The sequence below is a fragment of the Nonomuraea sp. IBHARD001 genome, assembly GCF_056106265.1.
The window spans coordinates 8,666,809-8,682,483 of the sequence record NZ_JBWBBW010000002.1 but is presented as its reverse complement, the minus strand read 5'-3'; the positions used below and the strand labels follow the sequence as shown (position 1 = coordinate 8,682,483).

At 71.4% G+C, this 15,675-nt stretch carries 13 protein-coding genes; 10 read left to right on the top strand and 3 right to left on the bottom strand.

The annotated features are described in order from the left end of the window. Positions 1 to 121: 121 nt before the first annotated feature. Both ACTWNK_RS40920 and ACTWNK_RS40915 read right to left on the bottom strand, forming a co-directional pair. Positions 122 to 1,201, bottom strand: a complete 1,080-nt coding sequence (locus ACTWNK_RS40920; protein WP_474310361.1) for a helix-turn-helix transcriptional regulator — start codon at positions 1,199 to 1,201, stop codon at positions 122 to 124. Between the two features lie 89 nt (positions 1,202 to 1,290). Next, on the bottom strand, positions 1,291 to 2,646 hold the full coding sequence (locus ACTWNK_RS40915; protein WP_474310359.1) for a serine hydrolase domain-containing protein: 1,356 nt from the start codon (positions 2,644 to 2,646) through the stop codon (positions 1,291 to 1,293). Positions 2,647 to 2,887: 241 nt separating this feature from the next. Here ACTWNK_RS40915 and ACTWNK_RS40910 point away from each other — a divergent pair, with 241 nt between their 5' ends. From ACTWNK_RS40910 to ACTWNK_RS40900, 3 genes are all read left to right on the top strand, one after another. Continuing rightward, positions 2,888 to 3,964 (top strand): alpha/beta hydrolase family protein, encoded by a 1,077-nt coding sequence (locus tag ACTWNK_RS40910; RefSeq protein ID WP_474310356.1) that lies wholly within the window; start codon positions 2,888 to 2,890, stop codon positions 3,962 to 3,964. A gap of 115 nt (positions 3,965 to 4,079) precedes the next feature. Then, positions 4,080 to 4,700 (top strand): FMN-binding negative transcriptional regulator, encoded by a 621-nt coding sequence (locus ACTWNK_RS40905; RefSeq protein WP_474310355.1) that lies wholly within the window; start codon positions 4,080 to 4,082, stop codon positions 4,698 to 4,700. Beyond that, entirely contained in the window at positions 4,697 to 6,187 is a 1,491-nt protein-coding gene (locus ACTWNK_RS40900) for an amidohydrolase (protein ID WP_474310354.1), read from the top strand. Before ACTWNK_RS40905 ends, ACTWNK_RS40900 begins: the two co-directional genes overlap by 4 nt. Positions 6,188 to 6,197: 10 nt before the next feature. On the opposite strand, the gene ACTWNK_RS40895 is transcribed toward ACTWNK_RS40900, so the two are convergent. Beyond that, entirely contained in the window at positions 6,198 to 7,697 is a 1,500-nt protein-coding gene (locus ACTWNK_RS40895) for a PucR family transcriptional regulator (RefSeq protein WP_474310352.1), read from the bottom strand. 75 nt (positions 7,698 to 7,772) lie between these two features. Here ACTWNK_RS40895 and ACTWNK_RS40890 point away from each other — a divergent pair, with 75 nt between their 5' ends. From ACTWNK_RS40890 to ACTWNK_RS40860, 7 genes are read left to right on the top strand one after another with little or no spacing between them, the layout of a single operon-like run. Next, the gene (locus ACTWNK_RS40890) at positions 7,773 to 8,846 is read left to right on the top strand and encodes a DUF917 domain-containing protein (RefSeq protein WP_474310351.1); all 1,074 of its coding nucleotides are present in this window, start codon (positions 7,773 to 7,775) and stop codon (positions 8,844 to 8,846) included. Further along, positions 8,833 to 10,413 (top strand): hydantoinase/oxoprolinase N-terminal domain-containing protein, encoded by a 1,581-nt coding sequence (locus tag ACTWNK_RS40885; RefSeq protein ID WP_474310349.1) that lies wholly within the window; start codon positions 8,833 to 8,835, stop codon positions 10,411 to 10,413. The genes ACTWNK_RS40890 and ACTWNK_RS40885 overlap by 14 nt, the downstream gene beginning before the upstream one ends. Positions 10,414 to 10,438: 25 nt before the next feature. Next, positions 10,439 to 12,082, top strand: a complete 1,644-nt coding sequence (locus ACTWNK_RS40880) for an ABC transporter substrate-binding protein (RefSeq protein WP_474310347.1) — start codon at positions 10,439 to 10,441, stop codon at positions 12,080 to 12,082. A gap of 2 nt (positions 12,083 to 12,084) precedes the next feature. After that, on the top strand, positions 12,085 to 13,053 hold the full coding sequence (locus ACTWNK_RS40875) for an ABC transporter permease (RefSeq protein WP_474310346.1): 969 nt from the start codon (positions 12,085 to 12,087) through the stop codon (positions 13,051 to 13,053). Next, entirely contained in the window at positions 13,050 to 13,928 is an 879-nt protein-coding gene (locus ACTWNK_RS40870) for an ABC transporter permease (protein ID WP_474310345.1), read from the top strand. The genes ACTWNK_RS40875 and ACTWNK_RS40870 overlap by 4 nt, the downstream gene beginning before the upstream one ends. Beyond that, positions 13,925 to 14,656, top strand: a complete 732-nt coding sequence (locus ACTWNK_RS40865; RefSeq protein WP_474310343.1) for an ABC transporter ATP-binding protein — start codon at positions 13,925 to 13,927, stop codon at positions 14,654 to 14,656. The genes ACTWNK_RS40870 and ACTWNK_RS40865 overlap by 4 nt, the downstream gene beginning before the upstream one ends. Further along, a complete protein-coding gene (locus ACTWNK_RS40860; protein WP_474310342.1) occupies positions 14,653 to 15,672 on the top strand; it encodes an ABC transporter ATP-binding protein in 1,020 nt (339 codons plus the stop codon). Before ACTWNK_RS40865 ends, ACTWNK_RS40860 begins: the two co-directional genes overlap by 4 nt. Positions 15,673 to 15,675 lie beyond the last annotated feature (3 nt).

The following is a 15,675-nucleotide window of genomic DNA, read 5'->3' as shown; positions in this document are numbered from 1 at the left end:
ATCAGGAAACTAATAGTAAGGTTTCCTTTTAATTTTGAGATGACGTTAACCGCAAGCTGCGGGAGCGTCAATACATAATGTTCGTGGTGGGGTCAGGTGGGATGTCGTCGAATGAAAGCGATCATGGTAAGGCGCGCTCGCCGCCACCGAAGACGCGCATCGCCGCCTCGGTGCGGTTGGTCACGCCGAGCTTCGGATAGACGTTGGCCAGATGCTTCTCCACCGTGCGCGGACTGATCCCGAGCGCCCTGGCGATCTGCTCGTTCGTCCGGCCGAGCGCCACCAGCCGCAGCACGTCACACTCCCGCGCCGACAGTGTCGCCGACAGCGCTGCCGACAGGGGGCCGGCGCTCGCCTGTCTGGTCGTCGTCTCCGACAGCAGCAGCGCGCCGTGCGAGCCGTAGGGGATCAGCCTGACCGTCAGCCGCCTGTCGCCGTGCTGCAGCACGAGATCGGGCACGGGCCCGCCGGGCGCCGCCGCCCCGCGGTGCGCGGCCAGCCAGCCGGTGAGCTCATCGGGCAGCGGGCCGCCGTCCCTGGCCCGCCTGGTGAAGTGCGCCGCCATCAGCACGCGGGCCGTACGGTTGACCGACCTGGCCGTGGCGTGCGGGCCGAGCAGCAGCACGCCGTGGCTGGAGTCGTCGAGCGCGTCGAGTGCGACCAGGGCCGACTCCAGCCACGTGGTGGCATGCGCCGCGCGCACCAGGGCGGCGAGGTAGGGCTGCACGACCTCGACGAGCTGCCGATCGGCGTCGCTGAAGTCGGCGTCGACCCGGTTGAGCGCGATGATCGACAGCACGCTCTGCCGTGCGCTCAGCACCCCGGCCATCTGGTACTCGATGCCGAGCGGCCGGTAGAACTCGTGGTAGAGGTCGAGGCCGTGCCACTGGCGGGGTGTCACCACGTCGCTCACCCGCAGCGGGCCGACGGCGGCGCCCGCCCGTCCCAGCGGGCCGAGCAGGGGATGTTCGGGCAGCAGCCTGACGAAGGTCCGCTCAAGGGTCTCGCTGAGCCCCACCGGCGGCCACGGGTGCTGCTCGACCTCGCCGATCCTGAGGTCGACCGACTTGTAGGCGACCACGTCGGCGCTGACCACCGCCGCGAGCGCGGTCAGCATGCGCGGCAGCACGTCCTCGCCCGGCGTCGCGGGCTCGCACGCGCGCAGTTCGCTCAGCAGCCGTCTGAGCCTGGACTCGTGCATGCGCTCTCTCCCGCCGATCGTCGCCGATCCTCCCAGCGTCAGAGGATCTCAGGGCACGACCACGGAAACGATGCGGCGGGGACGGCGGTTCAGGCGCGAGGGGCGGCCCTGCCCTCGAACAGATGGGTGGCCGTGCCGTCCTCGACCACGAACGTGATGACGCGGTGCGCGCCGTGCACGGCGTCGGGCGCGATGAAGCCGTGCTCGCGGTAGGGGACGAAGTCGGTGACCTTGGTCGCTGGGTCGAGCTCGGCGAACAGCCCCTTGGGCACACTGGTCAGACGCAGGCGGCCGTCGGCCTCGGTGACCTCGTTGTCCATCACGGTGGTGACATACCTGCCCAGGTACGGGGACAGGTCGACCGGCTCGGGCGAGTCCGGCGGCACGGGCAGGTCCGGGCGGCGAAGGCCGGTCAGCTCGGCGATGAGCGAGGCGGCCAGATCGGCGAGCGGGCCCATGTCGCCGCCGTTGATCGACAGGGCGACGACCACGTCGTGCCCGGGCACGGTCCACCAGTGGGTGTACTGGCCGAAGGTGCCGCCGCTGTGGGCGTAGAGCCTGCCGCCCCAGTCGGGCAGCTGGAAGCCGAGCCCCCAGTGCGAGCCGACCCCCGGGAAGGGCGGCAGTGCGAACTGCGGGCCGGTCATCGCCCGCACGGACTCGCTCGACAGGATCCTCGTGCCGTCCTCGCACACACCGTCGTTGAGGATCATCAGACCGAAGCGGACGAGCTCGCTCGGCGCCAGGCACAGCACGCTTCCCGCCGGGCCGGTCGCCCTCGGCATGCTCCACGGGCGGGCCACGACCGGCTCGCCGGTCTCCGGGTCCGGCAGGTGCCCGGCCGAGGTGGCGAACAGGATCGCCTCCTCGGGCATGAGCGCGCCGTGCCGTACGCCGAGCGGGGTGAACAGGCGATCGCGCATCGCCTGCTCCCAGGTGGTGCCGCGCAGGGTGGCGACGAGATGGCCGAGCAGGTTGAACCCGGCGTTGCAGTAGGAGAAGCTCCGGCCGGGCGCGTCGATCTGCCCGGCGGTGCGCATCAGGGCGACGTACTCGGCCAGGCAGTCGTCGCCCCGGCCGGTGTCGGTGAAGACGTCGCCCTCGAAGCCGCCGGTGTGGGTGAGCAGCTGCCTGATGGTGACGCGCGCCGCGGCCTCCTCGTCGGCGAGCGCGAAGCCGGGCAGGTGGTCGCGCAGCGGGCTGTCGAGCCGGACCAGCCCCTCGTCGACGAGCTGCATGACCAGCGCCGCCGTCCACACCTTGGTCGTCGAGCCGACCTGGAACAGCGCGGCCGTCGTGGCGGGCACGCCGGTCTCCAGGTTCAGCACGCCGGTCGCGGCCTCGTACAGCCGTCCGCCCGCACTCACCGCGAAGGCCGCACCCGGCGCGCCCGCCTCCTGCGCGGCCTTGGCCAGCAGCTCGTCCAGGGTGTCGAGAACGCTCATGCGGTGCAGCCCTTCGTGCCGTCGACAACGTGTGCTCCACGTTAGGTACGCGCCGACGGCCGTGACCATGGACGATCGGCCAAGCGCGGGCGGCCCGTTGGGGCTGACGGACAAGTGCCGCTCCCGGATGATGATCATCTTCGCGGGCTACGGAAGTCGCACGCCCAGGTCGTCCGCAGGCACGAAGGCAGGCCGATCACCGGCTGAAAGGCTCCTGGAGAACCCAACGAAGGAGCGATTCATGCCTGGCGTCGTCCTCAGTCTGATCATGGCGGCCACGACCGTCGCGCTGCCGAGACCGACCCTCCCGCAACCGATCGGCACAGTGGCCGTGCACCTGGTCGACGCGTCGAGACCCGACCCCTGGGTGGCCGATCGGCCCTACCGCGAGCTGATGGTGAGCGTCTGGTACCCGGCGAGGCGTTCGCACGGGCGGCCTCTCGCGCCGCACATGACGCCGCCGGCCGCGGCCGACTTCGACCGCACGCTCGCGCCCGCGCTGCTCGGCACCACACCGGGTGAGGTGGACTGGGCGGCGACCAGGACCCATGCCCGGGTGGGCGCGCCCGCGGCCGGGAGCGGCAGGGGGCTGCCCGTGGTGCTGTTCTCGCCCGGCTTCGGCGGACCGAGGACGCTCGGCACGGCCCTGGTCGAGGACCTCGCCGCACGCGGCTACGCCGTGGTGAGCGTCGACCACACCTACGAGGCGGCGCAGGTGGAGTTCCCCGGCGGCAGGCTGGAGCGGGCCAGGGTCCCGGCCAGGCCGACCCAGGACGACATGGCCAAGGCGCTCGCCGTACGGGTCGCCGACCTCAGGTTCGTGCTCGACCGGCTCGGCGCCCGTGCGCGCAAGGCCGGGCTCGACCTCGACATGAGCAGGGTCGGCGTGTTCGGCCACTCGATGGGCGGATCGGCCGCGGCCGAGCTCCTGCACGACGACGCCAGGGTCGACGCGGGGGTCAACCTCGACGGTGGGCACAGGGGAGCGGTGGCGGGCACCGGGGTGGCCAAGCCGTTCCTGCAGATGGCGGCCGAGGCGCACACCCGCGACAGCGACCCGAGCTGGCGTACCTTCTGGGAGCGTTCGACCGGATGGAAGCGTGAGCTGCGCTTCACCGGCGCCGCGCACTACGCCTTCACCGACGCCGTCGCCGTCAGGCCGCCCGCCGCGGCGATCGGCGCGATCGACCCGGCCAGGGCCGTCGCCGCCCAGCGGGCCTATCTGACCGCCTTCTTCGACCTGCATCTCAAGGGGCGCAGGACACCGCTGTTCGAAGGGCCGAGCGCGAGGTATCCCGAGGTGAAACTCATCCCCTGACCTTGTGGCCTGAGCACAACAATGCCGGGTCGCACTGTGGCGAGGCCATCTGGCCGCCCCGCGCACAGGCGGGGGATAGTCGTGGGCATGTGCACCCAGAGCCACGGACATCGCCGTGCGACACAACCCTGACTACCTGCTCGACGACGACCGGCGCATCCGGGAGCTCATCGCGGCCAACCCCTGGGCGATGCTCGTCAGCGCGACCACGAGCGGTCCCGTCGTCTCGCACCTGCCCGTCCTGCTGGAGGAGGGGCCCGGCCTGTCGGTCGTCGGCCACCTCGGCAGGCCCGACGACGCGCAGCACGAACTCGGCAGGCACGAGGTGCTGCTCGTCGTCACCGGCCCGTACGGCTACGTGTCGCCCGGCTGGTACGGCTGGAGCGCTCCCGCCGTACCGACCTGGAACTACCTGGCCGTCCACCTGTACGGCACGCCGGAGCTGCTCGACGCCGACGAGACCTACCAGGTGCTCACCGACACCGTCGACCGCTTCGAACACGTGCGGCCCGAGCCGTACCACCTCGACGACGGTTACGCGGGGCCCGTCGCCAAGGGGGTGGCCGGGTTCAGGCTGCGGCCGGGCCGGGTGCTGGGCAAGGCCAAGCTGAGCCAGGACAAGCCAGAGCAGACCGCCCGGCGCGTCATCGAGGCGCTGGAGACCGACGAGCACTACCGCAATCCGGCACTCGCCGACGAGATGCGCAAGGTGTGGACGAAGGGGCAGAGCCGATGAACGACGACACCAAGACCCTGCTGCGCTCGGCCAGGCTCGGCCCCGGCGACGCGCTCGCCGACGTGCTGGTGTCGGACGGGCGCGTCGCGCTCATCGCACCCGGCATCACGCCCGAGCCCGGCTGGGAGGTCGTCGACGTCGACGGGCGCACGGTGCTTCCCGGCCTGTGGGACTTCCACGTGCACTTCGACCAGTGGACGCTGGCCAGGGAACGGCTCGACCTGTCGGCAGCCGAGTCGGCCGCGCACGCCGTGCGACTGGTGGCCGAACGGCTGGCCGTCAAGCCGCCGGAGGCGGGGCTCGCACTGGTCGGCTACGGGTTCAGGGACGCGTTGTGGGGCGACGAGCCGCACCGCGACATGCTGGACGCCGTCTCCTCCGACGTGCCGATCGTCCTGGTCAGCGGCGACCTGCACTGCTGCTGGCTGAACTCGGCGGCCGCCGGGCACTACGGCCACGGCGAGCACCCGACCGGCATCCTGCGCGAGACCGAATGGCAGGCCGTCTCGCAGGACATCGCCGATCTGCCCGCCTCGGTGCTCGACGCCTGGGCGCTGGACGCGAGTGCGGCGGCCGCCGCCAGAGGTGTCGTGGGCGTGGTCGAGCTGGAGGCGCCCTGGCACCTGGACTCCTGGGTACGCAGGGTCAGGGCGGGCAACAGGTCGCTGCGCGTGTCGTGCGGCGTGTGGCCGGCCAGGCTGGAGGAGGCCATCGCCAGGGGCCTGCGCACGGGCGACGTCCTGCCCGGCACGTCGGGACTGGTGGAGATGGGCCCGTTCAAGGTGATCACCGACGGTTCGCTCAACACCCGCACGGCCTACTGCCACGACCCGTATCCGGGCAGGGAGGGCCACGAACACCCCTACGGCATGCTCGTCGTCCCGCCGCACGAGCTGGTCCCGCTCATGCGCAGGGCCTGGTCGCACGGCCTGCGCCCGGCCGTGCACGCGATCGGCGACAAGGCCAACACGCTGGCGCTCGACGCCTTCGAACTCGTCGGGGCGCACGGCAGCATCGAGCACGCCCAGCTGCTGAGCGGCTCGGACCTGGACAGGTTCGCCGAGCTCGGCGTGGTGGCCAGTGTGCAGCCCGAGCACGCCATGGACGACCGGGACGTGGCCGACCACCACTGGGCCGGTCGCACCGACAGGGCTTTCCCCTACGGCGCCCTGTACGAGGCCGGAGCGCCGCTGGCACTGGGCTCGGACGCGCCCGTCGCGCCGCTCGACCCGTGGGTGTCGCTGGCCGCGGCCGTCGACCGGAGCAGGGACGAGCGCGAGCCGTGGCATCCCGAGCAGCAGATGCCGATCGCGGCGGCGCTGGCCGCCTCCACCAGGACCGGCCGGGCGGTGCTCGCCGAGGGCGACGTCGCCGACCTGGTCGTGGCCGACACCGACCCCTACACGGCCTCGGGAGCCGCCCTGCGCGCGACGGTGGTCTCGGCCACGATGCTGGCGGGCGGCTGGAGCTGGCGCAAGGGCGTGTGAGCCACGCCGTTCACGTTCCCAGCAGCCTGACCCTGCAGGCCATCTGCAGGGCGAATCTCACATCGGGGTCGTCGAGGTCGGCGTCGAGCGCCTCGACGATCCAGCGCAGCCGGTAGGCCACGGCGTTGGCATGCAGATGCAGGGCTCGGCCCGTCTTGGTGGGCGAGCCCTGCGCGTCGAGGAAGGCCGACAGCGTCACCACACCGATCAGCGACCGCTCGGGCCCGAGCGCGTCGAGCGGCGCGAGCAGTTCGGTCAGCAGGCCGCGTGACAGCGGCGAGGAGTAGAGGTCGGCCAGGATGCGCCGCAGGCCGCTTGCGTCGGTGTCGGCGATCGTGCCGCGCCTGCCCGCCACCGCGGCCGAGTCGGCGGCGACCCTGGCCTCGGCCGCCGACTGGCGCAGCCCTTCGGGCCCGGTCTGCGGCGTGCCCATGCCCACGGTGATCAGCGCGTCGCCCCGCTCCATCAGCGCGGCGAGCAGCGTGCGCATCTCCTGGCGCACCCTGCCGTACATGGCGGCGCCGCCCGAGGCGTCGGTGCAGACCACGACTAGGTCGCCGCTGAAGCTCGCCACGTGCCACAGTCCGGGCCTGGCGTCCAGCGCCTGCAGGGCGAGCAGTTCCAGCGCGCCGATGAGCTGACGCTGCCTGAACGGGCCGACCGCGTTGCCGTCGGCCGTCTCGATCCTGATCCAGGCCGCGACGTGCGTCTGCTGCACCGGCAGGCCCGAGCGTTGCGCCTGCGCGCTGAGCTGGGGGAGCTGGGCGCGCTCGGCCATGACGATCTGCACGATGAGCTCGGCTCTCGTCATCGTCGCGGCGAACCGCCTGTTGAGCTCGTTCTGCCTGACCCTGGCGATCAGGGCGGCGAGCGCGGGCAGCGCCACCTTGGCCGCCTCGTCGTGTGTCTCGGCGACGATTTCGGCGACCGTCTGCTCGCCGATCACGACCGCGCCCGGCGCACGCGGGTCGTCGGGCGGGCTCTCGCGCAGCTCGACCGTGCAGCCGAGCGCGTCGCCCGCCGCCGCGAGCACGGCCGCGACCGGGTCGGCGTAGTCGCCCGCGGCGGCGTCCTGGCCCGCCTTGATGGCGGCGGCGGCCCGCGCCAGCGTGTCGGAGGCGCCGCCGCGCACATACCGGTCGATCTGCAGGAGGAGCTCGGCGCCGTCCTGGGCGACCTGTGAGCCGAGCACCGGTATCTCGGCGCGCTTGGCCAGATGTTGCGAGGTCACCGGCAGCCGTACGGGCGCGGCCAGCACGATGCCCGCCAGGCCCCTGTCGGCGGCGTGCCTGATCGCCACGTCCGCCTCGTAGCCGGTCGGTGCGGCGCCCGGCGGTTCGAGGATGACCACGAGACTGCCTTCGGCCGCACGCGCGACGCCGGGCAGCGACCCGACCGCGGTGACCTTCTCGATCGGCCTTCCGGTGCCGGGACCGGCCAGCAGCGTGAGTCCGAATCGCACCGGATGGGCGAGAAGGTGAGCCACCGTGGGCGGCGATGACTGTGTCATGGCCACAGTATGACCGGTAACCATTGGGGCCAGAGCATATTGGTTCTGGTTGCCGGTAGGCGGATAGTCGTCGACATGCAGCTGAACGAGGCAGAACTGCCGGCACTCGCTCGCGGATGCGCAGTGCTGGGAACGGGCGGCGGAGGAGCCGTCGAGACCGCGGTGCCCAGTGCGCTGCAGGCCATCAGGCGCTACGGGCCGGTCCAGGTGATCGGTCTGGACGACCTGGCCGACGACGACCTGATCGTGCCGCTGTCCGGCATCGGCGCTCCGACCGTGAGCCACGAGATGCTCGGCAGTCTTGAGCAGCCGCAACGGCTGTGCGAGGAGGTCGAGCGTGTGCTCGGCCGCAAGGTCGCCGCCGTCATGTCGGCCGAGATCGGCGGGAGCAACGGCGTCGAGCCGGTCGCGTGGGCGGCGCAGGTCGGCCTGCCGCTGCTCGACGCCGACGGGATGGGCCGGGCCTTCCCCGAGGTCCAGATGGTCTCGATGAACGTCGCGGGCCGGGTCATCGAGGTAGTCGTCATGTCGGACGTGGTGGGCAATGTCGCCACCCTCCGCCCGAGGAACGCGGTGTGGGCCGAGCGCCAGGCCCGCGCCCTGTGTGTGGCCAGCGGCGCGACGTCGTTGATGGCCAGCTACATCATGACCGCGGCGCAGGCCAGGGGCGCCGTGATCGAGGGCAGCGTCTCGGCCGCCATGGCGATCGGCCGCAGCGTCGAGGGCGCCACGGACCCGCTCGCCGCACTCCGCGCCCAGCTGGGCGCGCACCACCTGATCGAAGGCAAGATTTGCGACGTCGAGCGGCGTACCGGCGGCGGCTTCGTGCACGGCTCTGTCGTGATCGAGGGCACCGACGGCTCAAGGGGCCGCATGCTCCGCGTCGAACTGCAGAACGAGAACCTGGTCGCACTGGAAGACGGCGAGGTCCTCGCCAGCGTGCCCGACCTGATCACCATCGTCGACACCCAGACCGCGACGGCGATCTCCACCGAGATGTTGAGGTACGGCCAGCGGGTCAGCGTGCTGGCCTGGCCGTGCGACCCCCTCTGGCGTACGCCGAAGGGCCTGGAGATCGCCGGACCCGCCGCGTTCGGCTACGACATCGCCTACCGCCCCGTGGAGGAGCTCCAGCATGCCGGCATCTGATTCCGCCCGCGACCTGAAGGTCGGGGTCGACGTCGGGGGCACCAACACCGACGCCGTCGTCCTCGACAGGTCCGACTCGATCATCGCGTGGACCAAGCAGGCGACGACGGCCGACGTGGCAGGCGGCATGCGTGCCGCACTGTCGGAGGTGCTCGGCCAACTCGGCGCCGACAGCGCCAGGGTCGGCCGGGTCATGCTCGGCACCACGCACGCCACCAACGCCATCCTGCAGCGGCGCGGCCTCGGCCGGGTCGGTGTCATCAGGATCGGGGCCCCGGCGACGACCGCGGTGCCCCCGCTCACCACCTGGCCCGCCGACCTGGCCGAGACCGTCGTCGCCGGATCGGTGATCGTCGAGGGCGGCCACTTCGTCGACGGCTGGCCGATCGCCCCCCTGGACGAGTCGCACGTGCGCCGCTTCCTCGGCTCGCTCGCGGGCCGGGTCGAGGCGATCGCGGTCACCGGGGTGTTCAGCCCCGCCGTGGCAGACCAGGAGCTCAGGGTCGCCGCGATCGTCGCGGAGGAACTCGGCCCCGACCTGCCCGTCTCGATGAGCCACGAGATCGGCGCACTCGGCCTGATGGAGCGCGAGAACGCCACCGTCCTCAACGCCGCCCTGTACGGCGCGGCCGGCGACGTCACCAACGCGCTCACCACGGTCCTCGACGACAGAGGCCTGGAAGCCGCCGCGTTCTTCGCCCAGAACGACGGCACGCTGATGTCGCTCGACTACGCCGCACGCTACCCGGTGCTCACCATCGGCTCCGGCCCCGCCAACTCCATCAGGGGCGCCGCCTTCCTGGCGGGCGTCGAGGAGGCCATCGTCGCCGACGTGGGCGGCACCTCCACCGACTTCGGCGTCCTGGTCAGGGGCTTCCCCCGGGAGTCGGCGCTGGCCGTCGACATCGGCGGCATCACCACGAACTTCAGGATGCCCGACATCCTGAGCCTGGCCGTCGGCGGCGGCACCGTGCTCGGCGGCTCCCCGCAGGCCCCCGCCGTCGGCCCGTCGTCCGTCGGCTACCGCATCGCGACCGAGGGCCTGGTGTTCGGCGGCGCCACCCCGACGCTGACCGACGCGGCCGTGCTGAGCGGCCGGGGCGCGGTCGGCAGGACGGCTCCGGCGCAGCGCTCGGCCAAGACGAGGGCGCTGCTGCAGGCCGCGCTCGGCGTCTCGGACGAGATGATCGGCTCGGCGGTCGAGCGGATGTCGCTGGGCCGTACCGACCGGCCTCTGGTCGCGGTCGGCGGCGGCTCCTTCCTCATCCCCGACAGTGTGCCCGGCGCCTCCAAGGTGCTCAGGCCCGAACGCGGCGAGGTGGCCAACGCGGTCGGTGCGGCGATCGCCCTGGCCAGCGGCCGATGGGAGACGCTCACGCCCGCGGGCGACGGCAGGCGTGCCGCCGTCGAGGAGGCAGGCGACATGGCCGTGCGCAGAGCCGTACAGGCGGGGGCAGACCCCGACTCCGTGCGGGTGGTGGAGATCACCGAGACCCCGCTGTCCTACCTGCTCGAACCGATGATCCGGATCAACGTCAAGGCTGCAGGACCGCTGGCCGCGTGGTAACGGCCGGCGGGAAAGGAGGAATGTCATGTCCACATGGCTCAGGCCGATCGGAGCGCTCGCCGTCGCGGCCGTGCTCACCGTCGGATGTTCGAGCGCGCCGAAACCGGCCGCGCAGAGCGAGGTCGTCACCGGCGGAGTGCTGAGGGTCGGCGTCACGGCCGAGCTCGGCAGGCTGGAATCGCTCAACCCGATGACGGGCACGCTGTTCGGTTCGTGGCTGGCCCGCCAGATGATCTACCCCTCGCTGATCCAGCTCAACGGTTCGGAGGTGAAGCCCGCCTGGGCCGAGAGCTGGAGCGCCTCGCCCGACGGCCGGGTCTACACCTTCAAGCTCCGCAAGGGCTCCTGGTCCGACGGCAAGCCGCTCACCTCGGCCGACGCCGTGTGGACGGCCGAGACCATCCTGAAGTACGCCGACGGCGCCGCCGGGCTGGTGGCCTTCGCCCTCGACGGTGTGAAGTCGGTGGCCGCGCCCGATCCGCAGACGTTCGTGGTCACCTACGCCGATCCGCTCGCGGCGGGCTCGCTCAGCTCGCTGGCCTACTTCAGCGTGCTGCCCCAGCACGTGTGGTCGGCGCACGCGGGCAACGACGGCAAGGACCTGATGGCCTTCCATCCCGAGGACAAGCTGCCGATGGTGGCGGGCGGCCCGTTCACGGTGACGGAGTTCAACGGCACCGGCGCGACGATCTTCGAGCGCAACCCCGGGTACTACGGCGAGCCGGCCAAGGTCGACGCGGTCGGCCTCGAGGTCTACGAGAACGAGGAGGGCCTGGCCCGCGCGCTCAAGTCGGGCAACACCCTCGCCTGGGGCTACTCCGACGGCCCGACGATCGCCAAGTCGGTCGAGGGCGCGCCCGGTGTGTCCGTGCTGCGGGCGCCGTCGACGGCGGTGGCGATGCTCAACATCAACTCCAACCCGGCCAAGCCGGACCACCCCGAGCTGAAGGACGTCAAGGTACGCGAGGCGCTCTCGCTCGGCATCGACCGGCCCGAGCTGATCGAGGTCGAGCTCAGCGGCTTCGGCAAGCCCGGCCGCAGTATCGTGGTGCCCTCCCAGGAGGCCTGGATCCCGAGCGCCCTGGCCGCCGACGCCTACGACCCGGAACGTGCCAACAAGGCGCTGGACGACCTCGGCTACGAGCGAGGCGCCGACGGCGTCCGCCGTACGCCCGAGGGCAAGAAGATGGAGTACTCCCTCGTGGTCTGGGAGCTCGGCCGGGTCGCCGAGATCCTGACCAAGAACTTCAAGGCCATCGGCGTCACGCTGAAGCCGGAGATCACCGAGGAGTACACCAAGACGGTCACGGCGCCCGACGGCAAGTACCTCGACTTCGACTTCGCCTTCTCCTTCTGGAGCTATCTCGACCCGGACCCGAACCTGCCGCTGCGCATCTACACCTGCGACGCCTGGAACGACTCCAACTTCGCCGGATACTGCGACAAGACCTACGACGAGCTCTACGCCAAGCAGCGCGTCACCGTCGACGTGGCCGCGCGCAAGGCGATCGTCGAGCGGATGCAGCAGATGGTGGTCCGTGACGCCCGCGCCACCCTGCCGCTCTACCACCCCGACAGTGTGCACATCGTGTCCAAGTCGTGGACCGGCATCGAGCCGCAGCGCTACGGCACCGACCTCTGGACCCAGGCGCACAGGAACGAGGGCTGACGATGAGCCGCAGCGAACACCTTGCCAGACGACTGGTGTTCGCCCTGGTGACGGTGTGGATCGCGGCGACGATCAACTTCATCATCTTCCGGGCGGCGCCGGGTGACGCGTCGTCGCAGTACGAAGCGTGCAGCACGTGCAGTGCGACCTTCCGCGAGCACCTCAGGCAGGAGCTCGGGCTGAACCGGTCGCTGCCCGAGCAGTACCTGCTGTACCTGCAGGACCTCGTGCGAGGCGATCTCGGCACCTCCTTCCAGACCCGTCAGCCGGTCTGGGAGGAGCTGGCGGGCCCGCTGCTGAACACCCTGCCCATGCTGGTGCTCGGTATGACGCTCGGGCTCGCGCTCGGCATGGTCGCCGGGATCGTCTCGGCCTGGCGCAGGGGCACGGTGGCCGACTGGGCGCCGGTCTCGGTCTCGCTGTTCCTCTCCGCGCTGCCGGTGCAGTGGGTGAGCCTGGTGCTCCTGCTGCTGTTCGGCGATCTGCTTCCCGCGGCGGGCGTCTCCGATCCGTATCTGAGGTTCCGCGACCCCTCCTGGTGGGACGTGCTGACCGACAGGGCCGAGCACATGATTCTCCCGGCGGCGGCCATCGGGCTGGTCTGGTGCGGCATCTGGGCGCTGATCGTGCGCTCGTCGCTGCTGGAGTCGCTGGGCGAGGACTACATTCTCACCGCCCGTGCCAAGGGGCTGTCGAGCTGGCAGATCATGCGCCGCTACGCGCTGCGCAACTCCCTTCCGCCGATCGTCACGATGATCTTCCTGAACGCCGGGTACCTGGTGGCCGGTGCGCTGCTGGTGGAGACCGTCTTCTCCTATCCGGGCATCGGGCTTGAGCTCTACCAGGCCGTGCGCAACCGGGACTACCCGGTGCTCCAGGGCGGGTTCCTGCTGCTCACGGTCACGATCGTGCTGGCCAATCTCGCCTCCGATGTCCTGCATCGGCGGCTCGACCCGAGGGTGACGACATGAGCACCGCGACCGTGGCGCTGCGAGCGGCGCGCAGGCAACCGGGCGGTGCGCTCGGGCTGGCCGTACTCGGCGCCATCGTGCTGCTCGGCCTGCTCGCTCCGGTGATCTCGCCCTACGACGTGGGGGAGAAGGTGGGCGCGGTCTACGCGCCGCCGTCGTCGGCCCATCCGCTCGGCCTCGACGACGCGGGGATCGACATGACGACGCTGCTGCTGTGGGGCGCGCGTACCTCGCTGCTCGTGGGGTTCGCCGCCGCGGCCATCGCGATGGTGGTCGGCGGGGCGATCGGCCTGCTGGCCGGGTACTTCGGCGGGCGCGTCGACGCCGTCGCCATGCGGGTCACCGACTACATGCTGGTGATCCCCGACATCCCGCTGCTGCTGATCGTGGCCACCGTGTGGGGGAGGAGCCTGACGAGTGTGATCCTGATCATCGGTCTGCTGTCGTGGACCAGGACGGCCCGTGTCGTACGCGCCCAGGCGATGACGGTCAGGGAACGGGTCTATGTCAAGCGGGCCCAGTCGATCGGCGTCGGCGACCTGCGGGTCGTCCTGCACCACGTGCTGCCGCAGACGGTGCCGCTGCTGTCCACCCTGACGATCTTCGCGGTCGGCAACGCGATCCTCACCGAGACCGCACTGGCCTTCCTCGGTCTCGGCGACCCCTCGGCGGTCTCGTGGGGACGGCTGATCCAGAACGCCTTCGACGGCCAGGCGCTGTCCAGAGGCGCCTGGTGGGCCATCGTGCCGCCCGGACTGGCCGTGGGTGTGCTCATCGTCTCGTGCACGCTGATCGGCAGGGCGCTGGAGGAACGGCTCAATCCACGGCTGCGCGGCGGTCATCTGTCGGTGCGTACGTTCCGGGTCGAGCGATGAGCGGGCCCTTGCTGGAGGTGGCCGGTCTGCAGGTCAGGTTCGACCTGGACGACGGCACCCAGATGCACGCCCTGCGCGGGGTCGACTTCACCGTCGAGCGGGGCGAGGGCCTCGGTCTCGTCGGCGACTCCGGATGCGGCAAGACCACCGCGATCCTCGCCCTCATGGGCCTGCTGCCGCCCTCGGCCACCGTCTCGGGAGAGGTACGGCTGGCGGGCGAGAGCCTTTTGGCCCAGGGCGAGGCCGGACTGCGGCCGCATCGCTGGAAGGACATCGCCATGGTCTTCCAGGGCGCGATGAACGCCTTCAGCCCGGTCGCCACCATCGGCAGGCAGATCGCCGAGCCGATGGAGATGCACTGCGGCATGACGCGCAAGCAGGCGGCACGCAAGGTCGGCGAACTGCTGGAGCTGGTCGGCATCGCGCCGGGACGCGCGGGCAAGTACCCGCACGAGTTCTCCGGCGGCATGCGCCAGCGCGCGGCCATCGCCATGGCGCTGGCCTGCGACCCCAAGGTGCTGCTCGCCGACGAGCCGACCACCGCGCTCGACGTGATCGTCCAGGCGCAGGTGCTCGAACTGATCGAGAGGCTGCGCGACGAACTCGGGCTCGCGGTCGTGTTCGTCTCGCACGACCTGCCCGTCGTGGCCCAGGTCTGCACGCGGATCGCCGTCATGGGCGGCGGGCGCATCGTGCGGTCGGGCCGTGTGGAAGAGGTACTGGTATGACGGCGTTGCTGGAAGTCGAGGGCCTGGTCACCAGGTTCCCTCTGGCCAGGGGGCTGGTCGCGGCCGTGCGCAGGGAGCCGAGGCGGGTCGTGCACGCCGTCGACGGCGTCTCCTTCGACGTCGGCGAGGGCGAACTCGTCGCCCTGGTCGGCGAGTCGGGCTCGGGCAAGACCACGACGGCCCAGGCCCTGATGCGGATGGTCGAGCCGACGGCGGGCAGCATCACCTTCCGGGGCCAGGACATCACGCATCTGGGCCGCAGGGCGCTGAAGCCGGTCAGGCGCCGGATGCAGATGATCTACCAGGACCCCTACGAGTCGCTCGACCCGCGCTTCCGAATCAGGCGCACGGTCGCCGAGCCGCTGGTCGTGCACGGGATCGGCGCCGACGCGGCCGACCGGCACGCCAGGGTCGTCGCCGCGCTGGAGCGGGCCGGGCTCACCCCGGCCGAGTCCTTCCTCGACAGGTTCCCGCACCAGCTGTCCGGCGGGCAGCGTCAGCGGGTGGCCATCGCCACCGCGCTCGCACTCGAACCCGACCTGCTGATCGCGGACGAGCCGGTCTCGATGCTCGACGTCGCCGTGCGCGACGGTGTGCTGGCCCTGCTGGACGAGCTGCGCCGCTCCGGTCTCGGCATCCTCATGATCACGCACGACCTGTCGGTCGCCGCGCAGCACGCCGACCGGATCGCGGTCATGTATCTCGGCCGGATCGTCGAGCAGGGCCCGGCCAAGGACGTCGTGGCCGATCCCGTGCACCCCTACACGCGGGCGCTCGTCTCGGCCATCCCGCAGGCCGATCCCCGGTTGCGCAGGCGGCCGGAGATCCGGCAGGGCGAGCCGCCCGACCCGACGGCCGTGCCGAGCGGCTGCCGCTTCCATCCGCGATGTCCGGTGCGCCTGTCCTCGTGTGCGGAGCAGGAGCCGCTCGTCCTCCTGCAGACCCCTTCCCACTGGGCGGCCTGCACCCTGGCCGCAGACCGTCCGCCGATCGTGACCGACCTACAGAAAGGGTGAGGA

Excerpts from the sequence above, each read along its gene's own strand:
- ACTWNK_RS40860 (WP_474310342.1), top strand. The coding sequence starts at position 14,653 with ATGACGGCGTTGCTGGAAGTCGAGGGCCTGGTCACCAGGTTCCCTCTG.
- ACTWNK_RS40920 (WP_474310361.1), bottom strand. The coding sequence starts at position 1,201 with ATGCACGAGTCCAGGCTCAGACGGCTGCTGAGCGAACTGCGCGCGTGC.
- ACTWNK_RS40890 (WP_474310351.1), top strand. The coding sequence starts at position 7,773 with ATGCAGCTGAACGAGGCAGAACTGCCGGCACTCGCTCGCGGATGCGCA.
- ACTWNK_RS40910 (WP_474310356.1), top strand. The coding sequence starts at position 2,888 with ATGCCTGGCGTCGTCCTCAGTCTGATCATGGCGGCCACGACCGTCGCG.
- ACTWNK_RS40900 (WP_474310354.1), top strand. The coding sequence starts at position 4,697 with ATGAACGACGACACCAAGACCCTGCTGCGCTCGGCCAGGCTCGGCCCC.
- ACTWNK_RS40865 (WP_474310343.1), top strand. The coding sequence starts at position 13,925 with ATGAGCGGGCCCTTGCTGGAGGTGGCCGGTCTGCAGGTCAGGTTCGAC.
- ACTWNK_RS40885 (WP_474310349.1), top strand. The coding sequence starts at position 8,833 with ATGCCGGCATCTGATTCCGCCCGCGACCTGAAGGTCGGGGTCGACGTC.
- ACTWNK_RS40915 (WP_474310359.1), bottom strand. The coding sequence starts at position 2,646 with ATGAGCGTTCTCGACACCCTGGACGAGCTGCTGGCCAAGGCCGCGCAG.
- ACTWNK_RS40880 (WP_474310347.1), top strand. The coding sequence starts at position 10,439 with ATGTCCACATGGCTCAGGCCGATCGGAGCGCTCGCCGTCGCGGCCGTG.
- ACTWNK_RS40895 (WP_474310352.1), bottom strand. The coding sequence starts at position 7,697 with ATGACACAGTCATCGCCGCCCACGGTGGCTCACCTTCTCGCCCATCCG.
- ACTWNK_RS40870 (WP_474310345.1), top strand. The coding sequence starts at position 13,050 with ATGAGCACCGCGACCGTGGCGCTGCGAGCGGCGCGCAGGCAACCGGGC.
- ACTWNK_RS40875 (WP_474310346.1), top strand. The coding sequence starts at position 12,085 with ATGAGCCGCAGCGAACACCTTGCCAGACGACTGGTGTTCGCCCTGGTG.